16 protein-coding genes are annotated in these 24,886 nt (G+C 61.1%); 5 read left to right on the top strand and 11 right to left on the bottom strand.

Features of this window, described 5'->3' with window-relative positions:
* Positions 1 to 184 precede the first annotated feature (184 nt).
* The 6 genes from DW850_RS03805 to metK all read right to left on the bottom strand — a co-directional run bounded on the left by DW850_RS03805 (position 185) and on the right by metK (position 8,831).
* On the bottom strand, positions 185 to 1,399 hold the full coding sequence (locus DW850_RS03805) for an ABC transporter permease (protein ID WP_117773810.1): 1,215 nt from the start codon (positions 1,397 to 1,399) through the stop codon (positions 185 to 187).
* Entirely contained in the window at positions 1,396 to 2,169 is a 774-nt protein-coding gene (locus DW850_RS03800; RefSeq protein WP_117786283.1) for an ABC transporter ATP-binding protein, read from the bottom strand. Before DW850_RS03800 ends, DW850_RS03805 begins: the two co-directional genes overlap by 4 nt.
* Positions 2,169 to 3,593 carry an efflux RND transporter periplasmic adaptor subunit gene (locus DW850_RS03795; RefSeq protein WP_117786282.1) on the bottom strand — a complete coding sequence of 475 codons (1,425 nt, stop codon included), beginning with the start codon at positions 3,591 to 3,593 and terminating at the stop codon, positions 2,169 to 2,171. Before DW850_RS03795 ends, DW850_RS03800 begins: the two co-directional genes overlap by 1 nt.
* Positions 3,594 to 3,725: 132 nt before the next feature.
* Entirely contained in the window at positions 3,726 to 5,450 is a 1,725-nt protein-coding gene (locus tag DW850_RS03790) for a L,D-transpeptidase (RefSeq protein WP_158565215.1), read from the bottom strand.
* Between the two features lie 149 nt (positions 5,451 to 5,599).
* A complete protein-coding gene (gene sdaAA, locus DW850_RS03785) occupies positions 5,600 to 7,207 on the bottom strand; it encodes an L-serine ammonia-lyase, iron-sulfur-dependent, subunit alpha (protein ID WP_117786280.1) in 1,608 nt (535 codons plus the stop codon).
* 343 nt (positions 7,208 to 7,550) lie between these two features.
* The gene (gene metK / locus DW850_RS03780; RefSeq protein ID WP_022094972.1) at positions 7,551 to 8,831 is read right to left on the bottom strand and encodes a methionine adenosyltransferase; all 1,281 of its coding nucleotides are present in this window, start codon (positions 8,829 to 8,831) and stop codon (positions 7,551 to 7,553) included.
* A 283-nt stretch (positions 8,832 to 9,114) separates the two neighbouring features.
* Here metK and gltX point away from each other — a divergent pair, with 283 nt between their 5' ends.
* From gltX to DW850_RS03755, 5 genes are all read left to right on the top strand, one after another.
* The gene (gene gltX, locus DW850_RS03775) at positions 9,115 to 10,590 is read left to right on the top strand and encodes a glutamate--tRNA ligase (RefSeq protein WP_117786279.1); all 1,476 of its coding nucleotides are present in this window, start codon (positions 9,115 to 9,117) and stop codon (positions 10,588 to 10,590) included.
* A gap of 88 nt (positions 10,591 to 10,678) precedes the next feature.
* Complete coding sequence (gene priA / locus DW850_RS03770; RefSeq protein ID WP_233540604.1) at positions 10,679 to 13,120, top strand: primosomal protein N'; 2,442 nt, start codon at positions 10,679 to 10,681, stop codon at positions 13,118 to 13,120.
* Between the two features lie 18 nt (positions 13,121 to 13,138).
* Entirely contained in the window at positions 13,139 to 13,675 is a 537-nt protein-coding gene (gene def, locus DW850_RS03765; protein WP_117786277.1) for a peptide deformylase, read from the top strand.
* Between the two features lie 207 nt (positions 13,676 to 13,882).
* Positions 13,883 to 14,803 carry a methionyl-tRNA formyltransferase gene (gene fmt, locus DW850_RS03760; RefSeq protein ID WP_117786276.1) on the top strand — a complete coding sequence of 307 codons (921 nt, stop codon included), beginning with the start codon at positions 13,883 to 13,885 and terminating at the stop codon, positions 14,801 to 14,803.
* A complete protein-coding gene (locus tag DW850_RS03755; RefSeq protein ID WP_117786275.1) occupies positions 14,800 to 16,200 on the top strand; it encodes an RsmB/NOP family class I SAM-dependent RNA methyltransferase in 1,401 nt (466 codons plus the stop codon). Before fmt ends, DW850_RS03755 begins: the two co-directional genes overlap by 4 nt.
* 141 nt (positions 16,201 to 16,341) lie before the next feature.
* On the opposite strand, the gene DW850_RS03750 is transcribed toward DW850_RS03755, so the two are convergent.
* The 5 genes from DW850_RS03750 to DW850_RS03730 form a co-directional block, all read right to left on the bottom strand.
* Complete coding sequence (locus tag DW850_RS03750) at positions 16,342 to 16,578, bottom strand: FmdB family zinc ribbon protein (RefSeq protein WP_117786274.1); 237 nt, start codon at positions 16,576 to 16,578, stop codon at positions 16,342 to 16,344.
* Positions 16,579 to 16,666: 88 nt separating this feature from the next.
* Entirely contained in the window at positions 16,667 to 19,963 is a 3,297-nt protein-coding gene (locus tag DW850_RS03745; RefSeq protein ID WP_117786273.1) for a 4-alpha-glucanotransferase, read from the bottom strand.
* A gap of 215 nt (positions 19,964 to 20,178) precedes the next feature.
* Positions 20,179 to 22,470, bottom strand: a complete 2,292-nt coding sequence (gene glgA / locus DW850_RS03740; RefSeq protein ID WP_199575525.1) for a glycogen synthase GlgA — start codon at positions 22,468 to 22,470, stop codon at positions 20,179 to 20,181.
* Positions 22,471 to 22,560: 90 nt separating this feature from the next.
* Entirely contained in the window at positions 22,561 to 23,688 is a 1,128-nt protein-coding gene (gene glgD, locus DW850_RS03735; RefSeq protein ID WP_099431724.1) for a glucose-1-phosphate adenylyltransferase subunit GlgD, read from the bottom strand.
* A gap of 4 nt (positions 23,689 to 23,692) precedes the next feature.
* A complete protein-coding gene (locus tag DW850_RS03730; RefSeq protein ID WP_117786272.1) occupies positions 23,693 to 24,841 on the bottom strand; it encodes a glucose-1-phosphate adenylyltransferase in 1,149 nt (382 codons plus the stop codon).
* Positions 24,842 to 24,886 lie beyond the last annotated feature (45 nt).

Below are 24,886 nucleotides of genomic sequence, written 5' to 3'. Positions count from 1 at the left end.
GCCCGCGAGGAGGAGCGTCCCGAGCAAGCTCGACCCGTACAAGCCCGTCATCCATCAATAGCTCGAGGACGACGCCCAGAACTGGCGCAAACAGCCCTTCAATAAGTTGCGGTGAAATAGTGTCTGTTTTTGCTGCTAGATAGCATATTCAGTCCCTAATTCACCGCAACTTGTTGGTGGTGGCTTACTGGTAGCGTAGGCACTCCACCGGGTTGAGCTTTGCCGCGCGGCGAGCGGGGTAGAAGCCAAAGATTACGCCGATGCCGACGGAGACGCCGAAGGCCAGCAGCACCGTGGCGATTGAAAAGCTCGGTGTGATCTCCCCACTGGCACCGAGCTCGTTGAGAACCCCTGATCCTGCGGCAAACATCGCGAGGCCCCAGGCCAGCAGATAGCCAATCAGGACACCCAGCAGGCCACCGGTGACGCACAGCGCCGAGGACTCGGCCAAAAACTGCGCGGTGATATCGCGGCGACTGGCGCCCAAGGCACGGCGAATACCGATCTCGCGGATGCGCTCAGTCACGTTGGTAAGCATCATATTCATAATGCCGATTCCGCCGACAAGCAGTGAGATACTGGCGACAGCGCCCATGATGAGCGAGAAGGCGCCCATAAACGAGTTGAGTGCATCGATGGCGCTTTTCATGGAGGTCGCCGATACGCTGTCGTACTCATCATCCTCCGAGATGCCCTTCATCGCGCGCACCTTAGACTCGATGGTCTTGCAGAGCTCGTCCATGTCTGTGCCCTCGGCGGCAAGTGCCGTCACGCTGGGAAATGAAGGATTCTCGTCGCCAAACAGGCCGGAGATGGTTTCGCGTGGCATATACAGCGTGAGCGAGCCCATGGAGTCGCTGCCGCCATCAATCACGCCTACAATCTGCACCTCGCCGTTGGACACCTTGATGGTTTTCCCCAGTGCGTCCTGTTCATTGCCGTAAAGCTGATCGGCGCCGCCGCGGCTGATGAGTGCCACGCGCGAGCCTGATTGAGACTCTGCCTGTGAATAGACACGTCCCGCAACGAGCTTGCTGGCGCCCACGGCATCGAGCATGTCGCTATCGACGCCGTGTGCCATGACGGTATAGCTTTTATCCCCGACCTTGTACTCGGAATAGGCGCTATCGACGATGCCGATCTGCTCAATCTGCGGCACCAGTTTGCGAAGCTTTTCCACATCCGAATCGGTGAGTTCTTGGGACGAATAGATCTCTACCATGCGGGCTGCATTGAGGCCCAGGCTGTTGACCAGGCTGTTTTGGATGCCGCCGATGAGTGAAGTCATGGCGATGACCGAGGCGATGCCAATGACGATGCCAAGGATGGTGAGCAGGCTGCGTCCCTTGTTGGCCTCGAGCGAGTGAAGGGCTTCTTGGACAAGATCACGGGTGCTCATGCCTTCGCTCCTTTCGGCTGATTGGTGGTTGCAGAAATCGCGGGCAGGTTGTTGACGGCCCCGCGTAACGTATTCGGTGTATGCGCGACATATGCGCCGTCATGGATTCGCCCGTCACGGATGGTTACGGCTCGATCGGCCTCGGCGGCGATGCCGGGGTCATGCGTGATGAGTACGATGGTCTTGCCGCTTTTCTGGAGCTTGTGGAAGGTTTCCATGACGAGCGCCCCGGTTGTCGAGTCTAGATTTCCCGTTGGCTCGTCGGCCAAAATGATGGGCGGGTCGTTGACGAGGGCGCGCGCGATGGCAACGCGCTGCATCTGTCCGCCCGAGAGTTCCGATATGCGGTGGTCCCAATGGTCGACCGGCAGTGTGACGGCTTGCAGCGCGTGCACGGCGCGCATCTCGTGCTGGCTACGCGGCACATTGGTGTAGGACAGCGGCAGCATGACGTTTTCGATCACCGTCAGACGCGGCAGCAAGTTAAAACTCTGAAAGACAAAGCCGATGCTCAACGCGCGCACCTCGGTGAGCTCATCATCGTCGAGCTCGGCGACGTTGAGCCCTTGCAGGAAATAATCACCCGCCGTCGGCTTGTCCAGGCAACCCAGGATGTTCATGAGCGTCGACTTGCCCGAGCCCGAGGGGCCGGTGATGGCGACGAACTCACCGGGGTTCACCGCCAGGCTCACGTTGTGCAGGATGTGGGCGCAACCGGCCTCGCTCTCAAAGATGCGGTGCACGTTGCGGATGTCGATGACGGGACGCATTACTTGCCCTCGTCAGCAGACATATTGTCGCCGCCGTCTGCCGTCATGCCTGTGCCGGTATCCGTCACGATGGTGTCGCCGTCGCGTAACTTGGTAACCGGGACGTCTGGGTTGATCTCGTTGCCCTGGTCGTCGCGCTTGACCTGCGTCTTACCGACTACAGCCTCGTTGTCGTTTTGCGTCACGACGGTCACCTTCACGCGACGGGTTTGCTTGCCCTCGTCATCGGTTGCCACGTTGACGTAATAGTGTTCGCCATCTTCGGTCATGAGCGCCATCGTCGGCACCATAACCACGTCGTCGAGCTTCTCGGTCACTACCGAGACCTCGGCAGTCATACCCGGCTTGAGGCGACTGTCGGCTGCTTCGATGAGGATGTCGACGTTAAAGGTCACGCTGCCGCCGCTACCGGAGCCGGAGTCAGAGTTTGCAACCGAGGCGATAGCCGTGACGGTGCCCTGGCTCACGATATCGGGAAACGCGGGATAGGTCACGTTGGCGCTTTGGCCCACGGCAATTTTGGCGATATCCTTTTCGCCTACCTGAACCGTCACCTTCATCTTGGACAGGTCGGCGATCTGCATGCACTGCTTGCCGCCGCTCGTATCGCTTTCGCCCATGATCATTCCGCCTGTTACCGTGGCGCCCACCTTGGCGTTGAGCTCCACGATGCTGCCCGAGCTCGGGGCCGTGACCGTTCGGCTGGCGGCCTTGGCGTTCGCCTGATCGAGGTTTGCCTGGGCCGATGCGAGACTGCGCTGAGCGGCCGATACGGCGTTCGTGTCGGCGAACCCAGCGGAGGCGCCTGCCGCTGCGGCGGAAGCTCTATCGACGTCTGTCGTTGGGGTGGCCTGTGCGGAAGCGACGGCTTTCTGCGCGTTGGCGAGGTCTTCCTGAGCGGCTGCAACTGCACGCTGCGCCTCGGCAACGTTACGATCGAGCTCGTCGTTTTTAATGGTCATGAGCACGTCGCCCTCGTTGACGGATTTGCCCGCCTGCACGTTGATCGAATCGACCGTGCCGTCGACAGAAGGGGAGACCACTGAGGATGAAATGGGTTTGAGCTGGCCTTTCGCCTCGACCGTTGTGCTAAACGTGCCCTCGGTCACCATGTCGGTTACCGGCTCGCTAGCGCCCTGTGGTTGCGCATTGATAACCAGGGTTGCGACAATGGCAATGAGCGCGATGGCAACAACGACACCGACGGCGATACCGCGTCGGATGAGCTTTTTGCGCCGACGCTCGGCACGCTTTGCCTTGAGCTTGGCATACGCTTCTTCATCGGAAATCTCGGCGGTATCGTTCGTGCGTCCGCTCTGCTTTTCGGCATGTACGTTTGTAATCAAAGGAATCGTTTCGGTGGCACCTTCGGGCGTGTACTCGGCATCATCCGGGCCTGGGGTGATGGTGGGGACATTCGGCATAGCGTCTCCTTTATAGAAATTTCCTCAATAAGTATATGCGCCCGTCGCGTAAGGCGGGCGCATATGGCGGATTCTTTCGGAACTGTTAGATTGGTCGCAGCAGCTCCATGTTGTGGGAATGCGCGCGTTGCACTACGAGTGGACAACCACGCACAGGCCGACTTTGATGCAGTCGTGAAGTGCCTTTGCATCGGCCAGGCGCAGGTTGATGCAACCGTGGCTGCCGCACCACTTATAGGACTCGGCATTATCGAAGCTCTTGTCGTTTTGCCAGGTGGCGTCGTGGAATCCGACCATATTGCCCTCGAACGGCATCCAATAGCTGACCGGGCTCTCGTATTTGGGCTTGCCGGTCTCGGGGTCCTTGGCACCGATAAGCTTGCTGGCGCCATTGTTGCTGTTGATCTGCCAGACGCCCTCGGGCGTGGCGTCCTCGCCCGGCTTTCCCGAGATAAAGTTGGCCTCCCATACGACATTGCCGCTCTCGTCGTAGTAGCGCGCGTGCTGCTCGGACAGATCGACATCGATGTATGCCTTCCAGTCGGGCTCTCCCTTTGCGGTAAAGGTGTCGGCCTTCTGGGAGTACTTGATCTCGATTTCGCCGGTCTGCTTGTTGTTAATGGCGTCCTCGACCTGCTTGGCGAGCGAGCTGCTGTCGATGGACCAACCAAAGTCACCGCCTTCAACGGCACACTGCTTGCCATCGGCGCGCGTCCACCAGCGAGTGGAGCCCACGGTATTAAAGCCGTTGGCGAGCTCGGCTGCCCAGCTGCTGATCTGCGACGTATCGAGCGTGGGGTTGGCCGGATCGGCAAAGCTGATCCACTGCAATACGGAGCCGCCATCAACCTTGCCGGCATCTTCGCCGTTAAGCTTGAGGGTCACGTTGACGCCCAAGAAGTTATTGGCGGCATCGCATGCGGCCTGAATCTGATCATCGGTCAGCGTTCCATTGAGCGGCTCATAGGCATCGTTGCCGAGCTTGGAAAGATCTACGGTCTCGGCCAGCGAGGCAAGCTCGAGCTCGGCATACTTAATGACATGCTCGCGGTTGAGTTTTTCGTTGGAGCGCGCCTTCTCGACGGTAAACTTGCCGGCCTGCTCGTCATAGGAGCTATTGGCCTCGAACGCGCCCGAACGCCCCTCGTTAAACTCGTCGATGGCGGCGCCCAGATCCTTCTCAAACTGCTTTTGGTCAAAGGTGTCGGAGAGCATGGACAGGTCGACGTCTTGATCAAGATCGACTTCGTTGGAGCTAGCGGTTGTTTTGGTCTTGCCGCTTAAGGATTCTACAAGGCGAACCGGCCATACAAAGGCTTCGTTGCGGCTGATAATCTCTTTTGCGGCAGCTTCGCCGTCGACAATGGGCTCATCGGACTCGGGCTGATAGGTCCAGCTAAAGTCATCGCCTGTCACGGTGAGCTTATAGTGCTTCCACGCCGAGTTGACCTTGGTGGCGGCAGACGAAGCGTTGGAGAACGAGACATCGACGCCGGCGATAGTGGTGTTGGGGTAGGCTACCTGCGAAAACGCTACGACGCCTACGATATAGACAATGACGATAAGACCCAGGAGGACAAAGAGCGTCGTCTTTTTGCCCGACTTATTGTTCCCGGTGGGTTTGCGCGCGGGGCCGCGATCGCCTCGACCGTGCGTGGGGGGCTGCTTGGGCGTATTGCCGTTTGCCTGGCGCTGCTGACGTTGCTGGCGCTGCTGGTTCGGGCGTTGCGAAGCGTTTGCCGCACCACGCTGCTGACCGTGGCTCGGCGCGATAGGACGCGGCGACTGAACGCCGCCGGTGTGCCTGCTCGGCTGCTGCGGATCGGGAATCAGTTGAGTTCGATCGTTTTGCGACATCGTGTGCATATCCTTCGAATTTCGCCTTGCGGCTCATCGTGTTTTTACTGGGCTTGCATTATAGCGATTACCTAGTTGATTGTGGTATGGAAACGGTGGCATTCAAAAGAGGTGGGACATTTGTCCCACCTTCGAGTCGTTCTTTGTCGCTATCCGCACACACCGCATTTTGCACAGGCCGAAAGTGCGGCCGGAGCCTGCGCGATGCCGCCCTTTGCCGTCTCGCGCAGCGTGGCCGGCAACGCGTGGCCCACCGAGAGCATGACGTGTGCCATCTGGTCAAACGGCACCAGGCTCTTAATGCCGGCGAGGGCGAGTTGTGCGGAGCTAAAGGCGGCTGCCACGCCGATGGCGTTGCGGTTTTGGCAGGGCACCTCCACGAGGCCACCGACGGGGTCACAAACGAGGCCCAGCAGATTACTCAGCGCGATGGAACTGGCGTCGAGCGCCTGCTCGGGTGTGCCGCCGAGCATCTGCACCAGTGCGGCGGCGGCCATGGCGGCCGCACTTCCGACCTCGGCCTGACAGCCGCCCTCGGCGCCGGCAACGCAGGCGCTCGTGGTGAGGTTGAGGCCGATGGCGGCGGCGCAATAAAGGGCATCCATGACCTGCTCGTCGTCCAGCTGCAGATGGTCTGCGAGCGCTAGCACGCAGCCGGGCACAACGCCCGCGGATCCTGCCGTCGGAGCTGCGACGATCACGCCCATGGTGGCGGAGCGCTCGAGCACGGCCATGGCGCGGGCCACGGCGTCGGTCTGGACGGCGCCCATCAGGCTTATGCTCAGATCGTTTCGGCTGGTGGCATCGACAAGCTTTGCCTCGCCGCCGATGAGGCCGCCGAGCGAGCGCTGTGGATTGGAAATGGGGGCTGTGGTCTCTTCGCGCATGACGTCGAGTACGCGGCGCATGGCGGCGATAGCGTGTGCCTCGCCGGTCAGACGTGCCTCGCGCACGGCCATGACGGCGCCGATGTTGAGCCCCAGTTCCTCGCACGCATCGAGCAGCTGCTCGCCGTCGTCGAAGATTTCCTTTGCCGAGACGCCGGGGGAGAGCGACGAGGCAGAACCGGGGAGTTCGATAAAGGTCGCGTAATCGATATTGTCGAGCTTGCGGAGCATGGGGACGACGGTGTCGTCGGGGGCGCCGTCGGTCTCAAAGACGGAGTAGGCCTGGCCGCCCACTTCGGTGCGGTAGGTGCGGCAGAAGGCGATGTTCACATGGGCGTAGGCGAGCAGGTTGGTGAGCGCTGCGAGCACGCCGGGGACGTCCTGGTGCGCCACGAAGAGCGTGGAATACATGCCCGAGATGTCGACGCCGACGCCGTTAATGCGGCTGATGCGCATCTTGCCGCCGCCCAAGCTCTCGCCGCGGACCTGCGCCGTGGCGCCCGTGGCGTCGACCATATCGATGTCGACGGTGTTGGGGTGGATGGAGGCGTCGTCGCCCTTGATGTCAAAGTGATATTCGAGGCCCTGCTCACGTGCGAGGTTAAAGGCCTGCTTGATGTTCTCGTCATCGGTGTCGAGGCCCAGAATGCCCGCGACGAGAGCGCGGTCGGTGCCGTGGCCGCGGTAGGTGTGGGCGAAGGAGTTCCACAGGCCAAAGGTGACTTTGGTGATGCGGCCTTCCAGCAGGCTGGCGGCAACTTGTGCGCAGCGCAGGGCGCCAGCGGTGTGCGATGAGCTGGGGCCGACCATGACGGGCCCCAAGATCTCGAATGCCGAGGTCGTAGCTAGTGTTTGCGGCTTGCCTGCCATGGTTGCTCCTGTTCTATCCCGTCGTCCCGAGGGGCGGGGCATACTCTGTCCCGCCGTTCCGAGGGCTTTGGTATTTGGTCGCCTGCTCGGGCAGTCCTGCTCGCACGGAGAGCACATTAAGTGCTCTCCGGCTCGTGCGGAACTCGCGACCGACCAAATACCAAAGCCCTCGGAACTTAGGATACATGGTTGGAGTCGCTCTGCTGCGAAATTTATCGGCTTATGACCTATTCCATGTCCCAGGTCGGCTCATCTTCACCACCTTTAAATAAAAAAGAAGTACCGGTTGGAGCCGGTACTTCTTTTGGTGCGTTGTTTCTTGGCTGTAGCTTTTGCCGCTAGCTTACAGGCCACAGGCCGCTTTGAGTTCTTCGACTCGATCGGTCTTCTCCCAGGTGAAGTCGGCGTCTTCGCGGCCGAAGTGGCCGTAGGCTGCCGTCTTTTCGTAGATGGGGCGACGCAGGTCTAGGTCGCGGATGATTGCGCCCGGGCGCAGGTCGAAGGTCTTCTCGACAGCCTCGACGATCTTGTCCTCGGCAACATGCGCGGTACCGAAGGTGTCGACCATGATTGAAAGGGGCTTGGAAACGCCGATGGCGTAGGCAAGCTCGACTTCGCAGCGGTCGGCCAGACCGGCGGCGACCACGTTCTTGGCGACCCAGCGCGCGGCATACGCGGCAGAGCGATCAACCTTGGTGCAGTCCTTGCCGCTAAAGGCGCCACCGCCGTGACGGCCGTAGCCGCCGTAGGTGTCGACGATGATCTTGCGGCCGGTCAGGCCCGTGTCGCCCATGGGGCCGCCTACGACAAAGCGACCGGTGGGGTTCACGTAGATGTCCGCGTTGTCCCACGGCATGTTCTCGGCAGCCATGACCGGGGTGATGACGTGCTCGATGAGGTCGGCCTTGATCTTGCCCATGTCCTCGATCTCGGCGGCATGCTGCGTAGAGATGACGATGGTCGTGACCTCGACGGGCTTGCCTTCCTCGTAGCGCACGGTGACCTGGGTCTTGCCGTCGGGACGCAGATAGGCGAGGGTACCGTCGTGACGCACGGCGGCCAGGCGCTCGGCCAGGCGGCTTGCCAGGTAGTGTGGCATGGGCATGAGGGTCTTGGTCTCGTTGGAGGCATAACCGAACATCATGCCCTGGTCGCCGGCACCGATCAGGTCGATCGGGTCGGTGGTAGCGCCGGTCTGGGTCTCGAAGGACTCGTCAACGCCCTGGGCGATATCGGGCGACTGCTCGTGGATGAGGCTCATAACGCCGCAGGTGTCGCAGTCAAAACCGAACTTGGCGCGGTTGTAGCCAATGCGGCGGATGACGCCGCGGGCGATTTCCTGTACGTCGACGTAGGCCTGGGTGCGAATCTCGCCGGCGACGATGACCGTGCCGGTGGTCACGAGGGTCTCGCAGGCGCAGCGGACGTTCTCCACGTTGGCGGGCACACCGTTGGGCGCAATATAGCCCTGCTCCTGCAGCTCTATTTCTTTGGCGAGGATTGCGTCGAGGACGGCGTCGCTGATCTGGTCAGCGATCTTATCGGGATGACCTTCGGTCACCGACTCCGACGTAAAAACAAAGGACCCGTGTTGGGGTGGAATGGAACGAAGTTCTTCTGACATGATTGTCCTTTCAAAAACGTGTCCCGGCGACCGTTACCATTCCGCCGGGCTCTCTATGCAAGGGCACATCATAGCGCGTAAATCAAACATTCACACCCTTTCCGCACCTACTCTTTGGGGACGGACTTAAATGACCAGCCTTACCTAAGTGCCGACAGGTTGCCCAAAGACTGATCATTTAAGTCTGTCCCCAATGACTGGGTCGGTGCCCTTTGTGCGGAGGTTGCTTTGATGCTTTATACTTGTGCGGTTAGACATCCATCCTGCAATCGAGGAGATTTCCATGGCATCAGACGTTCGCGTCCGCTTTGCACCCTCACCGACGGGCAAGCTGCACATCGGCGGCGCCCGCACCGCTATCTATAACTGGGCTTTCGCCCGCGCAAACGGCGGCACGTTCATCCTGCGCATCGACGACACCGATCCCACCCGTTCCACCGACGAGAATACGCAGATCATCCTGCGCGCCATGCGTTGGCTGGGCCTGGACTGGGACGAGGGTCCCGAGGTGGGCGGCGACTATGGCCCCTATGCCCAGACCGAGCGCCTGGACCTGTACAAGCAGGCCGCCCAGAAGCTTTGGGACGAGGGCAAGGCCTATCCCTGCTTCTGCACCAAGGAGCAGCTCGACGCCGACCGCAAGGCCGCGCAGGAGCGCAAGGACCCCTTCCAGGGCTATCAGCGCCGTTGCCGCGACCTTGATCCCGAGGAGGCCCGCCGTCGCATCGAGGCCGGCGAGTCCTACGTCCTGCGCATCAAGGTGCCCGAGGACCGCGGCGACGTCGTCATCCACGACGCCGTTCACGGCGAGGTGACCTTCGACGCCAAGGAGCTCGACGACTTTGTCATCTTCCGCTCCGATGGCACGCCCACGTACAACTTCGCGACCGTCGTCGACGACGCCATGATGAAGATCACCCATGTCATCCGCGGCGACGACCACCTGTCCAACACCCCGCGCCAGGTCATGGTCTACGAGGCCCTCGGCGCGCCCGTGCCCACGTTCGCCCACATCTCCATGATCCTGGGCGCCGACGGTAAGAAGCTCTCCAAGCGCCACGGCGCAACTTCGGTGGAGGAGTACCGCGACGCCGGCTACCTTTCCGACGCCTTCGTCAACTACCTGGCGCTGCTCGGCTGGTCGCTCGACGGCGAGACCACGATCATCCCGCGCGATGTCCTGGCCAGCAAGTTCTCGCTCGACCGCATCTCCAAGAACCCGGCGACCTTCGACCCCAAGAAGCTCGACTGGGTCAATGCCGAGTACATCAACGGCATGTCCGATGCCCAGTTTGCCGACGAGATCATGGTCCCCGAGCTGCACGAGGCGGGTCTCATCGAGGGCAACGTCGAGTACGGCGAGGATTGGATCGATGCGCTTGCCGCCATCGTCAAGCCGCGCACCAAGATGCCGGCCGACGCCGTGACCGTCGCCGCTCCCATCTTCGCTACGGCCGAGACGCTCGAGTATGACGAGAAATCCGTTAACAAGGGCCTGGCTAAGGAAGGCATGGGCGCCATTCTGGATGCCGCCAAGGCCGCGCTCGAGGGCGTGGACAAGTGGACTGCCGAGGCCATCGACGCCGCGCTTGAGCCGCTGCCCGAGCAGATGGACCTTAAGAAGCGCGTGGTGTTCCAGGCCGTGCGCGTCGCCGCCTGCGGCAACATGGTGAGCCCCCCGCTGGGCGAGACCATGGCGCTCGTCGGCCGCGACGACTGCCTGGCACGCATCGACCGCGCCCGCACGATGGCGCTGTAGCAGCTGCGTAAACGCATGTATCCGAGCCCCGTTCACCCGAGCGGGGCTCTTGTTTCTAAAGACGTATGGGATGGGAGGTACAGAGACCATGGCCGAGCAACTGTCGCTGTTTGGTTCGCCGGAACCGGAGGAAGCTCCGAAGTCCGCGGCCCCTGCCGTCGCCCCGGCGCAGCCTGAGCCCGTTGCCGCCCATGCGAGTGTGGTCCTGGACATCCCTACCCGTGCGCTGTCCGAACCGTTTGTTTACGGCATCCCTGAGCCCCTTGCCAACGATGCCCAGATCGGCTCCACCGTCCTAGTTCATTTTGGCAACCGTGCGGCCGCGGGCTACATCGTCGACATCGCGCCCGAGCTGGGCGATCTGCCGGGCAACAACGCCCTCGACCCCGTGCGCATCAAGCCCATCGAGGCTATCCTCAGCAAACCGCTCTTTACCGCCGAGGCTGCACGCATTGCGCGCTGGATGAGCCGCGAGTATGTCGCGACGCTTTCCGAGTGCCTGCGCCTGTTTTTGCCACCGGGCGGCAGCCCGCGTGTGGTCAAGGGCGACGACGGCGTGTGGACGGTTGAACGTCCAGCCGTCAAACCCATCCAAAACCGCTGGGTGATGCTTACGCCCGAAGGCTTTGACTACACGCCACCCAAGACCGCGGTCCGCCAGCGCCAACTCATCGAGGCGCTCCAGTGTGGTCCTGTCACGTCGCGCGACCTCAACCTTCTCTATAACAGTATGTCGGCGACCATCAAGTCGCTCGAAAAACGCGGCGTCGTGGTGGTGGAAGAGCGCCGCGCCTGGCGTGGCTGCAGCGAGCAGACCACGCTGTCCTCGGCAAGCGGCAAGGCGCCGGTCTCCCTTACCAACGGCCAGCAACACGCACTCGCGCAGATTGAGCGCGCCCGTCTGGACGCTCATGGCGACGTGGTGCTGGTCGACGGCGTCACCGGCTCCGGCAAAACCGAGGTTTACCTCTCCGCCATCGAGCGCGTGCTCGCAGCCGGTCGCTCGGCCTGCGTGCTGGTGCCCGAGATTTCGCTGACGGCCCAGACCGTCGGCCGCTTCCGCTCGCGCTTTGGCGAGACGGTCGCCGTGTTCCATTCGCGGCTTTCGGCCGGCGAGCGCCTGGACCAGTGGGATATGGTTACCAGCGGTGCGGCCCGCGTGGTCGTCGGCGCTCGCTCGGCGCTCTTTTGCCCGCTCAGCGACTTGGGCCTCATCATCATCGACGAGGAGCACGAGACCAGTTACAAGCAGGGCTCCAGTCCGCGCTACCACGCGCGCGAGGTGGCGGCCGAGATGGCGCGGCGCTATCGCTGCCCGCTCGTGTTGGGCTCCGCCACGCCCTCGGCCGAGGCCCTCGACCGCTGCCGTCGTGGCACGTATAACGGTGCCACTTGGACGCGTGTCGAGATGCCCGAGCGCCCGGGACACGCCGTGCTTCCCATGGTCCGAATTGCCGACCTGCGCCGTGAGTTTTCTCACGGCAGCCGCTCCATGTTCTCAAAACCCTTGATGGAGGGCTTGGATCGCGTGGTCGAACGCCGCGAGAAGGCCGTGCTGTTGCATAACCGCCGTGGCTTTGCGCCGTTCCTGATGTGCCGCGAGTGCGGCTGCGTTCCCACCTGCAACCACTGCTCCACCGCGCTTACGTATCACGAGCGCACGCACACGCTGCAATGTCACACCTGCGGTTCGTCTTGGCGCGTGCAGCCGTATCCCGCGTCCACGAGTCGCTGCCCCAAGTGCGGCAGCCGCTACCTGGCAAAAATGGGGCTGGGCACGCAGCAGATCGAGGACGCACTGCACCAGATGCTGCCCGAGGACGTCGCCATCATCCGCATGGATGCCGATTCCACGCGCGGCAAGGATGCGCACAAAAAGCTGCTCGAGCAGTTCGATGCGGCCGATTGCGCCGTGTTGCTGGGCACCCAAATGATCGCCAAGGGTCTCGACTTTCCCGAGGTCACGCTCGTGGGCGTGGTCAATGCCGACTTCGCCCTCAAGCTGCCGGACTTCCGCGCAGGGGAGCGCGCCTACGATCTGCTGGAGCAGGTGGCGGGCCGCGCCGGCCGCGGCGATCGTCCCGGCGAGGTCATCATCCAGACCTATCTGCCCGAGGATCCGGTCATTCGTGCCGTCGCTGAGCACGACCGTTCGATCTTTACCGACTACGATCTGGACCAGCGCCGCGACGCGCTGTACCCGCCGTTTGTTCGCCTGGTCAACATCTTGGTGTGGTCGGCAAACCGAGACGACGCGCAGGACTACATTGGGCGCATTGCAAAGCTTCTTAAGCGCCGCTGGCATGCCGCCGCGCCCGACTTTTTGAGGGCGGGGAGTGCCATGCCGCAGGTGCTGGGCCCGGCTTCGTGTGTAATCGAGAGAGCCAAGGACCGTTACCGCTTCCATCTGCTTGTGAAGTCGCCTGTGGGGTACCATGTCTCTGATGATATCGACGCCTGCCTCAAAGAGGTGGGCTCTGTGCGCGGCGTGAGCGTGAGCGTTGACGTCGATGCCTATGATTTGATGTAACAACCCGAAAGGATGGCCATGGAAGCCAACGGAATCGTACTGTCGCCCGACCCTCGCCTGCGTCAGGAGTGCGCCGTGATCGAGGAGATCACCCCAGCGATCGAGGCGCTTGCCGAGAAGATGAAGAAGATGATGTTCGACAACGGCGGTTGCGGCCTGGCTGCTCCGCAGATCGGCGAGCTTATTCAGCTCGTCACCATTGACTGCGACTACAGCGACAAGAACGACTACGACCCGTACGTGCTCATCAACCCTGTCATTGTTGAGCAGAGTGACCATCTGGTGCCGTTTAGCGAGGGCTGCCTGTCCATCCCTGGCATTAGCTGCGAGATCGAGCGTCCCGACCATGTCGTCGTCGAGGCGTACGACTTGGACGCAAACCTGATTCGCTACGAGGCTACGGGCGATCTGTTCTGCGTGTGCCTGCAGCACGAGATCGATCACCTGCATGGCAACACTATGTTCGAGCGACTGAAGCCCATGCAGAGGCTCAAGGCCGTCAAGGAGTACCAGGACGCCCTGGCCCGCGGCGCTCGACCGGGCGAGATGGAGTAGGTTTGTCCGTCCCCGGGGTGCCGTCGGGCCAGGGATGGGCGTCTTCACTGATAGGTGCTTTGCTGAAAGAGCTGCTTTTATTGCGGCTCTTTCTTTGGTTTTGGGTATATTTGTTCTTGTTGAAATGTTATTGCGGATGGGCTGGTGACTTGGCTTTCCGCTGTTCTTTGTAGCCGTCTCGGCTTTGGTTGAGAGGAGACGTTCTTTTTGCGTATTGTGTTTATGGGTACGCCTGATTTTGCTGTGCCTTCGCTGACTTCGCTTGTTGAGGCTGGGAATGAGATTGCGCTTGTTGTTACTCGTCCTGATGCTGTTCGTGGGCGTGGTAAGAAGCTGGAGCCGTCTCCTGTTAAGGCTAAGGCGCTCGAGCTTGGTCTGCCTGTTGTTGAGGCTAATCGTATGACGCCTGAGGTTGTTGAGGTGCTCCAGGCTGCCCAGGCTGATATTTTCTGTGTGGCTGCTTATGGCTGTATTTTGCCTGATGAGGTGCTGCATATAGCGCCGCTTGGTATTGTGAATGTTCATGCTTCGCTACTGCCTCGTTGGCGTGGCGCTGCTCCCATTCAGCGTGCGATTCTCGCTGGTGATGAGGTTGCCGGCGTTTCCATTATGCGCATTGGACATGGCGTGGATACCGGCGCCTATTGTGCGCAGGCCTCGACCTCGGTTGCCGGTAAGCATGCTGAGGCGCTGACTATGGAGCTCGCTGAGCTCGGCGGCAAACTGCTTGCCGATACGCTTCCTTCGCTTGCCGATGGCACCGCCGTGTGGACTGAACAGGATGAGTCGCTTGTTACCCATGCTGCCAAGATTTCTAAGCAGGAGATGCGCTTGGATCCGCACATGGCGGCGCTTGATTGCGTGCGTCATGTGCTGGCTTCGTCCGATACCGCGCCTGCTCGTTGCGTGATTGCCGGCAAGACCGTGCGTGTGCTCGATGCTGCGGCGGCTGATGTGTCGCTCGGCGAGGGTCAGGTTCTCGTTAAGGCCAAGCGTGTTTACCTGGGCCTTTCTGATGGCTCGGTTGAACTGCTCGAGGTTAAGCCTGATGGCAAGCGTGCTATGACTGCTTCTGCTTGGGCTGCTGGCCTGCAGGGTGCCGATCTTATCTGGGGTGTTTTGTCATGAGCAAGCTGTCTCCCGCGCGCAAGCTTGCGCTCGATGTGCTGATGGAGGCCGATCGCCGCGGCATGTATGCGCGCGACGTGCTGTCCTCTCGCGCATCGGCCAAGGCCATTGACCAGCGCGATTCTGCGTTTGCCGCTCGCCTGGCGCTCGGTGTTGCCGCCACGCAGGGTATTTTGGACGAGTTGCTCGATCAGTTTCTCGATAAGCCCAAAAAGGTTGCGCCGCGTGTTCGCATGGCGCTTCGTATCTCGGCCTTCGAGATGCTCTATCTGCATACGCCGGGCCGCGTTGCCGTAAGTCAGGGAGTTGAGCTCGTTCGCAGTGGTGCTAAGTCCGCCGCTGGCTTAGCCAATGCTGTATTGCATAAGGTTGCGGACAATGTTGAGGACTTTGCTACTGCGTCCGATGTGGATGAGTCTGAGCGACGCTTGGTTCGCCTGTCTCGCCTGATGGGCTTGCCGCGATGGCTGTGCGCTCGCATTATGGCATCGTTTGACACGCCAGAGGGTGCGCTTAACTTTGCCGGCAATCTGGCCCCCGCGCCGCTGGCCCTGCATGAGAACGCTTTTGCTTCCAAGCCCGATCCGTATATCTCGCAGCTCGTCGCACCTGTCTTCCCGGGCTGCCATGCCCCGGTTGATGCCCAGGTTACCGTTGCTTCGGGTGCGTTTGAGCGTGCTGCCGCGGTGGCATCTGATCTCAACGCGCAACTTATCGCCACAGCTGCCACGCGCCCTGGTAGCTGCCTTGAGATTGGTGCCGGTCGTGGCACCAAGACCTATGTGATGATGTGCCAGGCCAAGCGTACGGGCTATGAGCGTCAGCATACGGCGCTCGATCTACATGATCGTAAGTGCGATCTGAATCTTGCTCGCCTGCATAAGGCCGGTATTCAGGGCGTTCGTACGGTTTCGGGTGATGCTTGCGAGCTTGATGAGGTGCTCACATCGTTTGATGCCATGCTTGGCGAGCCGGTTAAGTTCGACACGGTCTTTATCGATGCGCCGTGCTCTGGCACCGGAACCATGCGTCGTCATCCCGAGATCCCGTGGCGCCTGACCGAAAAGGACGTGACGGTTGAGCTGCCCAAGCTGCAGCTGACGATGCTCAAAGAGGCTGCTGCGCGCGTGGCTGCCGGCGGCGAGCTCATCTATGCGACGTGCTCGGTCTTCGACGAGGAGAACACGCAGGTGGTGGAAGCGTTCCTTGCTTCTCCCGAGGGTGCCGGCTTTAGCGTGGCGCCGCTTTCCGAGGCACAGATTCTGCAACTCCCCGAGTTCGATCAGGCCAAGAAGCTCGTATCCGTACGCCAGAACGATCGAGGCCTCTTCCAAAGCGTGCCGGTAAACGCCGATTCCTACGACGGCCACTTTTGCGCCAGGCTGGTTCACAAGTAATTACTACGTTGCGGTGAAATAGGGATTGAATAGCGGCATCTACCCGCCATGAAGTCCTTATTTCACCGCAACTCATAAGGAAACCTGGGCAGCTAAAGAATCAGCCCCGCGATTGGTGTCGGTCGCGGGGCTGATTGGTTTCTAGTGGCTGTGCGGGCAGTTGGCGCAGCAACCGCTCGTGGCGCTGGTGCTTGAGCCACCGCTGCGCTGGTCGGTGTTGTAGAAGCCGCTGCCCTCAAATTTAATACCGCTGGCCGAGAACGTCTTGGCGGCCGGAGCGCCGCAGTTGGGGCACACGACCTCGGGGGTCTCGGACATGGGGTGCTCAAACTCAAACACGTTGCCGCAGCTCGAGCACTTGTAATCGTAGCGCGCCATAATACTTCCTTTTCAGCACAAAGCGGGCAGATTACTCTGCCCGCAATAATTCAAACGTCTGTAACTGTACCCTATATCGGGGGTTTTATCACGCTTCGCCCCAGAATCTATGGGTGTTGCGCAGGAGCTGTGCAGTTTTATCCTCAGCCGCCTCAATATCTCCCTCATCGGCCTGCCAGGTCCAGTTGCCCGTGGCCACGCCCGGTACGTTCATGCGCGTGTCGTCGCCAAGCCCCAGCACGTCCTGCAGCGGCATCATCACCAGGGGAGCGTCGCTTGTCAGCGCGTCGCTCATCAGCTTGGCTGCCACCTCAACACCGCTCGGCTCGTCGCCGCCCGCAAAGGAGCGCGTGCACCAACCCGCGAGCGTCGACGTGTCATGCGTCGATGTGTACAGGATCTTGCCGGGCGTAGGGTGCACGCCGCAACGAACGTCGTAATCGCTAAACTCCAGTACGTCCATACCGGGGAAGCCGCAAGTCGAAGCCATGGCGCGAACGCCGGGCGTCAGGTAGCCCAGGTCCTCGGCGATAAAGTTGAGCGGCCCCAGCTCGTCATAGGCGGTCTGGAACAGGTCCTTGCCCGGGCCTGCCAGCCAACGCCCGTCGGCGCAGGCCTTACCCGCGGGAATGCTAAAGTAGCTGTGGAAGCCCAGGAAGTGATCCAGGCGCACACGGTCGTAGAGCGAAAACGCACGACGCAGACGATCCATCCACCAGTTATAGCCGTTCTGCTTCATGTGGTCCCAGCGGAACGTTGGGTTGCCCCACACCTGGCCCTCGGGCGCAAAGTTATCGGGCGGCGCACCGGAGATCTCGATTGCCTTACCGGTATCGGACAACCAGAAGTTCTCGGGCTCGCTCCATGCATCGGCCGAATCGTCCGAGACATACATCGGGATATCGCCGATGACCTCGATGCCCTTCTTGTGCGCGTAGTTCATGAGCTCGCACCAGGCTAGGTCAAAGCGGTACTGCATGTAAGCCTGCAGCTCTGCCTCGTCGTGGAAACTCTTGTCGTCAATCAGGTGCTCGTTGTAGCGCGCGACATCCGCCGGCCAATCGTGGCGCGACTCGCCCTCAAAGTACTTCTTAACGGCCATGTAGACGCAGTATTTCTCGAGCCAATCGGCGTTGCGATGTTTAAACGCGGTGTAGAGCGGATCGGCATCTTCGCCGCCACGGGCCTTCCAAGTCTCAAAGTCGGCCGCCAGCTCCTCTTGGCTCTCGGGCAGCAGGTCAATATTGCCCGCAAAGGCCGAAGGCCCGGCGTAAGGGGAGCGGAAGAAGTCCGTTGGGTTGACAGGCAGGACCTGCCAGTAGCGCATGCCCATAGCGGACAGATGGTCGATAAAGCGACGCGTGGGTGCGCCGATCGTGCCGGGCTTGCCGTCATCGGTCGGTACCGAGGTGATATGACACACAACGCCCGCGCCGTGATCGAGCGGCTCCTGCAGGCGCTGCTCGGCATGGTGATAGATAATCGACGAGCCCAGTGGATACAAATCGAGCGTGACCGTGCCGTTGTGGATCTCGCACTCGTGACCGCTGATCACATCACTCGCGCATTCGTCGAGCGCCGGAATCGTCACGCGGTGTGAATTGCGCAGACTACGGTTAATGATAACCGTCGCGGACTCGCCATCCCTGCCCGTGCGGTTGTATGCCAGCACCTCGTCGTTGAGCGCGAAGGCCTTGATCTCGCCGTCGATCATAAACGGCAGTGCGCGGCGTACGGCGGAGGCGTTTTTGACAATAGCCAGCGTGTCGAAGTCGTGCAGTTGGTCCTTGGTCGGCAGGGTGCGGCGGTTGCCCGGATCGGTTAGACCCTCCAGGCCGTATTCGTCGCCGTAGTAGATCGAAGGCACGCCGGGGAAGGTCATCTGCATGAGCGTGGCGAGCCAAAAACGGCTCTTGGCCAGGCCCATCGAGTTCTCGTCCAGGCGCCATTTGCTGCGCTCGCACTCGGGCAGCTGCGACTCGTCGGGGCCGCCGCCGAGCACCGAGATAATGCGCGGACGGTCGTGGCTCGAAAGCAGATTAAGTGCGCAGGACAGGGCCTCACGGGGATAGTTCTCGCGCAGGGTTTCGATTTCCTCGGCTGCCTGGTAGGCGTTCTTGTAGCCCATCAAAAAGCCGATGACCATGTCGCGGAAGGGGTAATCCATAGCAGAGTCCAACTCGGAGCCCTGTAGGTAGCGACGCAGATGGCCGTAGCTGATCTTGTTGGAGGCGTCTTCCCAGACTTCGCCGAGCAACAGTGCATCAGGCTTCTCGGCAAGTACGGCCTTCTTGATCTCGGCCAGGAAGTCGTCGGAAAGCTCGTCAGCGACGTCCAGGCGCCAGCCATGAGCGCCGGCACGTAGCCATTTACGGATCACGCCGTCCTTGCCCAGAAGCCGCTCGCGTACCAGCTCGGAGCTCTCATTGATGGCGGGCATGTTGCCCACGCCCCACCAGCAGTCGTACGAGCCGTCCTCGTGGAAATAAAACGCATCGCGCCACGGCGAGTCCTCGCTCTGCCACGCGCCCACGCCGGGGTAGTTGCCGTAGCGGTTGAAATAGATGGAGTCGTCACCCGTATGGTTAAAGACGCCGTCCAGGATGATGGAGATGCCCAGCTTCTCGGCTGCCTGGCACAGCTCGGTAAAATCCTGCTCGGTGCCCAGGATTGGGTCGATCTTGGTGTAGTCGGCCGTGTCGTAGCGGTGGTTGCTCGCGGCCTCAAAGATGGGGTTGAGGTAGATGGCCGTAAAGCCCAGCTCCGCGATGCGGGGCAGGTCATTTTGGATGCCCTTGAGCGAGCCGCCGTAGAAGTCCCAGGTCTTGATGGAGCCGTCCTCGGCGCGCTCGTATACGGGCGGCTCGTTCCAGTCCTCGACCATGCGGCGCTGGATTCCGTTGCGCGGTTTTTCGACTTCGGCCAGCGTGCGCTCGCGCCAGTTTTCGTCGCGGGCATAGCGGTCGGGGAAGATCTGGTAAACCATGCCACGCTCGTACCACTCGGGACGAACTTCGCGGTGCTTGTAGACGGTGACCTGGAACGACGGAACCTCGGCGTAGTCGTAGGTTACGCCCTCGCCGCCGGTGCGGCCCTGCGGTGCGCCCAGACGAACCTCGGGCTGGCCCTCGATATTGCAGATAAAGCTGTACCAGATAAGACAGGGCTCGGTGCACTCCAGCTCGGCGGTAAAGATGCCGTCGCCCTCGTGCGTCATGGGATACAGAGTTTCCCCGATCTCATCGACCCAGGTTCGCAGCGTAAGCGTTGCCTGGTTGGGGTCGGCATCCTCCAAAATTACCGACAGCGAAACGGAAGTTCCTGTGGTCACAGCGCCAAACGGAGTGCGAAACTGCGGCAGACGGCTGTTGTGAATCAATCTCATAATACGGTCCAGTTCAATAGAATCACGGCCTGCGGGCCATGGCTTTACGCACAGGATGTAAGTATATCTGTTGTACATAGGCTGTATAAACAACATCCGTTTACCATCGGCGAACGGTTGTCCTAGAAAATCGTTTTACCAACTATTAACAGAGAAGGGGCGCCCGGTTGGAGCGCCCCTTGCTTAGGGTTTGATGAGGTTTTGGATCGTCTGGATTAGCGGCGCTTGCGGGTGGCCGTTGCCTTGCGGACGGAAGTCTTCTTGGTCGGAGTCTTTTTCTCGGTCGGAGCGCCAGGGGAGACCGGGGTCTCCTTGGCAGGCTCGGGCTTAGCCTCTGCCTTCGGGGCAGCCTTGGTCTTAGCCTTGACCTCGGCGGCCTTCGGTGCCGGCTCGGGCTTGGTCTCCTCTTTGACGGCGGCGGGCATAGCCTCTGCCTTAGGAGCGGCAGCCTTTGCCGTGGTCTTCTTGGCCGTCGTCGTGCGCTTGCGCGTGGTGGTCTTGGCGGTCGGCTTGGCCTCGACAGCTGCTTCGGCCTTGGGCTCGGCAGGCGTCTCCTCGACCTTGGTCGCAGTAGCCTTGGCGGCCGTCGACTTCGTTGCCGTGGTCTTCTTGGCAGCTGTTGCCTTCTTGGCAGTCGTGGTCGTCTTTTTGGCAGCGGTCTTTGCCGGAGCCTTGGCGGCCGGTTTGGCCTCAGCGACCTCGGCCTTTACCTCGGGAGCAGCCTCGGCCTCGGCGGCCTTCTTGGCAGCGGCGGTCGTGCGCTTGCGCGTGGTCGTTGTCTTGGCAGCCGTTGTTTTAGTCGCGGCAGCTTTGGTCGTCGTAGCCTTCTTAGCGGTCGTCTTGCGGGTCGTGGTCTTCTTAGCTGCGGGCTTTGCAGCGGTCTTGACCTCGTCCTCTGCCTCAAGTGCAACCTCAGCCTTCACCTTAGGCTCGGCCTTTGCGGGCTCAGCCTCAACAGGCTTCTCCTCGGCCTTGGGCTCCTCGGCGGCCACCGGTTCAGCAACAACCTCAGGCTCGTCGACAACAGCCGCCGGCCTCTCAATCTCCGGATGCATAAAGAAATACAGATCAAGATACTTATCGGCCGAGCGCGTCCAGCTAAAGTCTTGGCTCATGGCCTGCGTGACCAGCTGGTTCCAGGCATCGCGGTTGTCCCAGAACAGGCGTGCCGCGCGGAACACGGCGTCGCCCATCTCGTCGCCGTTAAAGTTACTAAACGAGAAGCCTGTGCCCTCGCCGGTAAACTCGTTATACGGGATCACGGTGTCCTTCAGACCACCGGTCTCGCGCACGATAGGCAGGGTGCCGTAGCGCATGGCGATGATCTGCGACAGGCCGCAGGGCTCAAACTTCGAAGGCATCAGGAACATGTCGGCGGCAGCATACATGCGCTGTGACAGCGCCGGATCGAACTCAATGCGTGCGGCCATGGTGCCGGGGTACTTGCCCTGGAAGTAGCGTAGACCGTCCTCGTAGTCGCGGTCGCCGGTGCCCAGCACCGCCACCTGCACGCCGCCGGCCAGGATGCGGTCGAGCGCGTACATGACCAGGTCCATGCCCTTCTGGCGCGTCAGGCGCGTGACCATCACCATGAGCGGACGGTCGTCGCGAACCTCGAGCCCCAGCTCTTCCTGCAGCTTGGCCTTGCACACGGCCTTGCCGGAACGGTCCCCGACGGTGTAGTTGGCGGCAATGCGCTTGTCGGTCGCCGGGTCAAAGCCTGCCACATCAATGCCGTTCAGGATACCCTGCAGCGCGTACGAACGCTCGCGCAGCACGCCGTCCAGGCCCTCGCCAAATTCGGGCGTCTGGATCTCGTTGGCATAGGTGGGGCTCACCGTGGTAATGGCATCGGCATAGCGCAGCGCGCCCAGCATGTAGTTGATGCTGCAGGCATCGCAACGCAGCTGCGAGGCGGCCGCCGGAATATGCGCCACACCCAGGATGTCCTCCATCACGGTGTCGCTAAACTGGCCCTGGAACGCCACGTTATGGATCGAGAACACGGTCTTGACACGGTCATACAGCGGCAGGCCCTGGTAGAACTCGCGCAAAAACACGGGCGCCAGTGCCGTCTGCCAGTCATTGCAGTGCAGGATGTCGCACTCAAAGCCGGCGGGCAGGTGCTGCAGGCTCTCGGTGATGGCCTTGGAGAAGAACGCAAAGCGCTCGCCGTCGTCAAAGAAGCCGTACGGATAGTCGCGCGCAAAGTAGCGCTCGTTGTCGATGAACATATAGGTGACGCCGTCGTGCTCGAGCTTCTCGAGTCCGCAGTACTCGTTGCGCCAGCCCAGGCTCACGTAAAAGTCGGAGAAGTGCTCCATCTGTGCCTTGTACTCGTCCTTGATGGTGGCGTACTTGGGCACCATCACGATAACCTCGGCGCCGGCGCGCACGAGCGCCGCAGGCAGCGAGCCCGCCACGTCGCCCAGGCCGCCGGTCTTCACAAACGGCGCGCACTCGGCCGAGGCAAACACGATCTGCATCTTTTTGCTGGAATCTGCCATATTGTCTCCCATGTTGCAATTCGAGAATAGCCGCCTGGCGCTAACCGGGCGGCTATTCTACATGTTACGAGCGATGTTGCGGTGCCAACGTTAACGTACGATGGTGGTGTCGGAAGTTAACGGAGCCTTGCCCAGCACCAGGATGTTCTCGGGCGTGCCGCGAAGCTCGGTGTTGGTGGGAACCACGTTGTTTTTGTCCAGAATGGCGTTCTCAACGCGGGCGCCGCTCTTGATGATGCAGCTCTGGTTGATGATCGAGTTGGTCACCGAAGCGCCTTCCTCGACCACGACGCCGCGCGACAGGATTGAGTTGCGCACGGTGCCCTTGATGATGCAGCCGGCCGAGATAATCGAGTTGCACGCGTGGCTGCCGGTCGCATAGCGCGAAGGCGGCACGTCGTGAGCCTTGGTCAGGATCGGGCGCTCGGGGTCAAAGAGCTGATCGGCCACGGTCTGGTCGAGCAGGTCCATGCTGCGGCGATACAGCGACTTCTCGCTAAACACGCCCACGACCTCGCCCTTGTACTCGTAGCTGCACACGTCGATGTTGCCAAAGTCGCCCTGGAGTGCTTCGAGCAGGTCCAGATAGTCGGCGGCCTGGTAGTGGTCGATGATCTCGAGCAGCGTCTCGCGGTTGACGATGCAGCAGTCCATGGACGCGTTGTCGCCGTACACGACGCCGGCGCTCACGCCCGTCAGGCGGCCGTTCTCGTTAATCTCGAGCTTGGTCTCGTCATCGACGTTGCGCGTGGCCTTGCAGTACACCACGGTCATCTGGGCGCCAGAGTTCTCGTGCGCCTCGATGATGGTGTTGAGGTCCATGTTAAAGATGATGTTGGTGCCCATCATCACGACATAGGGCTTCTCCGAGCGCTGGAACAGCGTCTTGTTGGAGATGATGTCGCGCAGCAGGAAGCGCATGCCGCCCTTGGTGGTGCCATACGCGTTGCCGGGCACCATGAACAGGCCGCCCTTCTTGCGGTCCAGGCCCCAGTCCTTGCCCGAGCCCACGTGGTCGATCAGCGAACGGTAGTTGCCCGGCATGACGACACCGACGGTCTTGATGCCGGCATTCATCATGTTGGACAGCGGGAAGTCGATCAGGCGGTAGCGGCCCAAAAATGGAACGGACGCGATGGGGCGATCCTTGAGCAGCACGCTGCCGTAGGTCGAAGAGTAGTTAGCGGTGATATAACCGATGGCCTTGCGATTGATCATCGGATCATTCCCCCTTCCCGATAACGACGTCATTTCCAACGACGGCCGTATCCTTGGTGGTATCGACAGAGCCGAGCTTCACGCCCTCTTCGACCGTGGAGTTCTCGCCCAAAATAGCGCGGCAGATGTGCGCGCCGCTCTTAACGTGCGCACCCGGCAGCAGCACGGAGTCCTCGACCACGGCGCGCTCCTCGATGATGACATCGGTCGAAAGGATCGAGTGGCGAGCGGTGCCGTAGATCTTGCAGCCGTTGGAGACCAGGCAGTCGTCCAGGCGGCCGTCAGGGCCAATGTAGTGCGGCGGACGCGTGGTGATGTTGGACATGATGGGGAAGTTCTTGTCAAACAGATCGAACTCGGGGTTGTTGCCCAGCAGGTCCATCGAGGTCTCATGGAAGCTGGCGATGGTGCCAACATCCTTCCAAAAGCCGTGGAACTCGTAGCTGTACAGGCGCTTGTTCTCACCGAGCAGCTTGGGGATGATGTCCTTGCCAAAGTCGTGGCTCGAGCGCTGGTCCAGAGCGTCCTCCTCGAGCGCCTCGATCAGCACGTCGGCCGAGAAGATGTAGATGCCCATGGACGCGAGGTTCGAATCGGGCTTCTCGGGCTTCTCGGTAAACTTGGTGATGCGGCCGTCCTCGGGGTCGGTGGTCAGGATGCCAAAGCGGCTGGCCTCCTCCCACGGCACGGGCATAACGCTCACCGTGAGGTCGGCATTGTTATCAATGTGCGTCTTGAGCATCTTACGGTAGTCCATGCGATACAGGTGATCGCCCGAAAGAATCAGAACGTACTTGGGGTCGTTGGCCTTGATGTAGTCCAGGTTCTGCGTAATGGCGTCGGCCGTGCCCGCATACCAGGCGCCGCCGGTCTGCGTCTCGTACGGCGGCAGGATCGACACGCCGCCGTCGCGGCTGTCCAGATCCCACGCCTCGCCGGAGCCCACGTAGGCATGCAGCAGGTAGGGACGGTACTGCGTCAGAACGCCCACCGTGTCGATGCCCGAGTTGGAGCAGTTGGACAGCGAAAAGTCGATAATGCGGAACTTGCCACCAAAGCTAACCGCCGGCTTGGCGATCTTTTGGGTGAGTGCCCCCAATCGGCTGCCCTGTCCTCCTGCGAGGAGCATCGCGATGCATTCTTTCTTACTCATCGATTTCTCCTTCTGTCATCGATGTTCCTAACCCATTAGCGACGG

It is taken from the genome of Collinsella sp. AM36-4AA (genome assembly GCF_003467795.1).
Classification (GTDB): domain Bacteria; phylum Actinomycetota; class Coriobacteriia; order Coriobacteriales; family Coriobacteriaceae; genus Collinsella.
This window is presented reverse-complemented; position numbering and strand designations above follow the sequence as displayed.

Coding starts and splice junctions, on each gene's coding strand:
- DW850_RS03790 (WP_158565215.1), bottom strand. CDS start 5,450: ATGTCGCAAAACGATCGAACTCAACTGATTCCCGATCCGCAGCAGCCG.
- gltX (WP_117786279.1), top strand. CDS start 9,115: ATGGCATCAGACGTTCGCGTCCGCTTTGCACCCTCACCGACGGGCAAG.
- glgD (WP_099431724.1), bottom strand. CDS start 23,688: ATGATCAATCGCAAGGCCATCGGTTATATCACCGCTAACTACTCTTCG.
- DW850_RS03795 (WP_117786282.1), bottom strand. CDS start 3,593: ATGCCGAATGTCCCCACCATCACCCCAGGCCCGGATGATGCCGAGTAC.
- sdaAA (WP_117786280.1), bottom strand. CDS start 7,207: ATGGCAGGCAAGCCGCAAACACTAGCTACGACCTCGGCATTCGAGATC.
- glgA (WP_199575525.1), bottom strand. CDS start 22,470: ATGGCAGATTCCAGCAAAAAGATGCAGATCGTGTTTGCCTCGGCCGAG.
- priA (WP_233540604.1), top strand. CDS start 10,679: ATGGCCGAGCAACTGTCGCTGTTTGGTTCGCCGGAACCGGAGGAAGCT.
- DW850_RS03750 (WP_117786274.1), bottom strand. CDS start 16,578: ATGGCGCGCTACGATTACAAGTGCTCGAGCTGCGGCAACGTGTTTGAG.
- DW850_RS03800 (WP_117786283.1), bottom strand. CDS start 2,169: ATGCGTCCCGTCATCGACATCCGCAACGTGCACCGCATCTTTGAGAGC.
- DW850_RS03745 (WP_117786273.1), bottom strand. CDS start 19,963: ATGAGATTGATTCACAACAGCCGTCTGCCGCAGTTTCGCACTCCGTTT.
- DW850_RS03755 (WP_117786275.1), top strand. CDS start 14,800: ATGAGCAAGCTGTCTCCCGCGCGCAAGCTTGCGCTCGATGTGCTGATG.
- DW850_RS03730 (WP_117786272.1), bottom strand. CDS start 24,841: ATGAGTAAGAAAGAATGCATCGCGATGCTCCTCGCAGGAGGACAGGGC.
- def (WP_117786277.1), top strand. CDS start 13,139: ATGGAAGCCAACGGAATCGTACTGTCGCCCGACCCTCGCCTGCGTCAG.
- metK (WP_022094972.1), bottom strand. CDS start 8,831: ATGTCAGAAGAACTTCGTTCCATTCCACCCCAACACGGGTCCTTTGTT.
- DW850_RS03805 (WP_117773810.1), bottom strand. CDS start 1,399: ATGAGCACCCGTGATCTTGTCCAAGAAGCCCTTCACTCGCTCGAGGCC.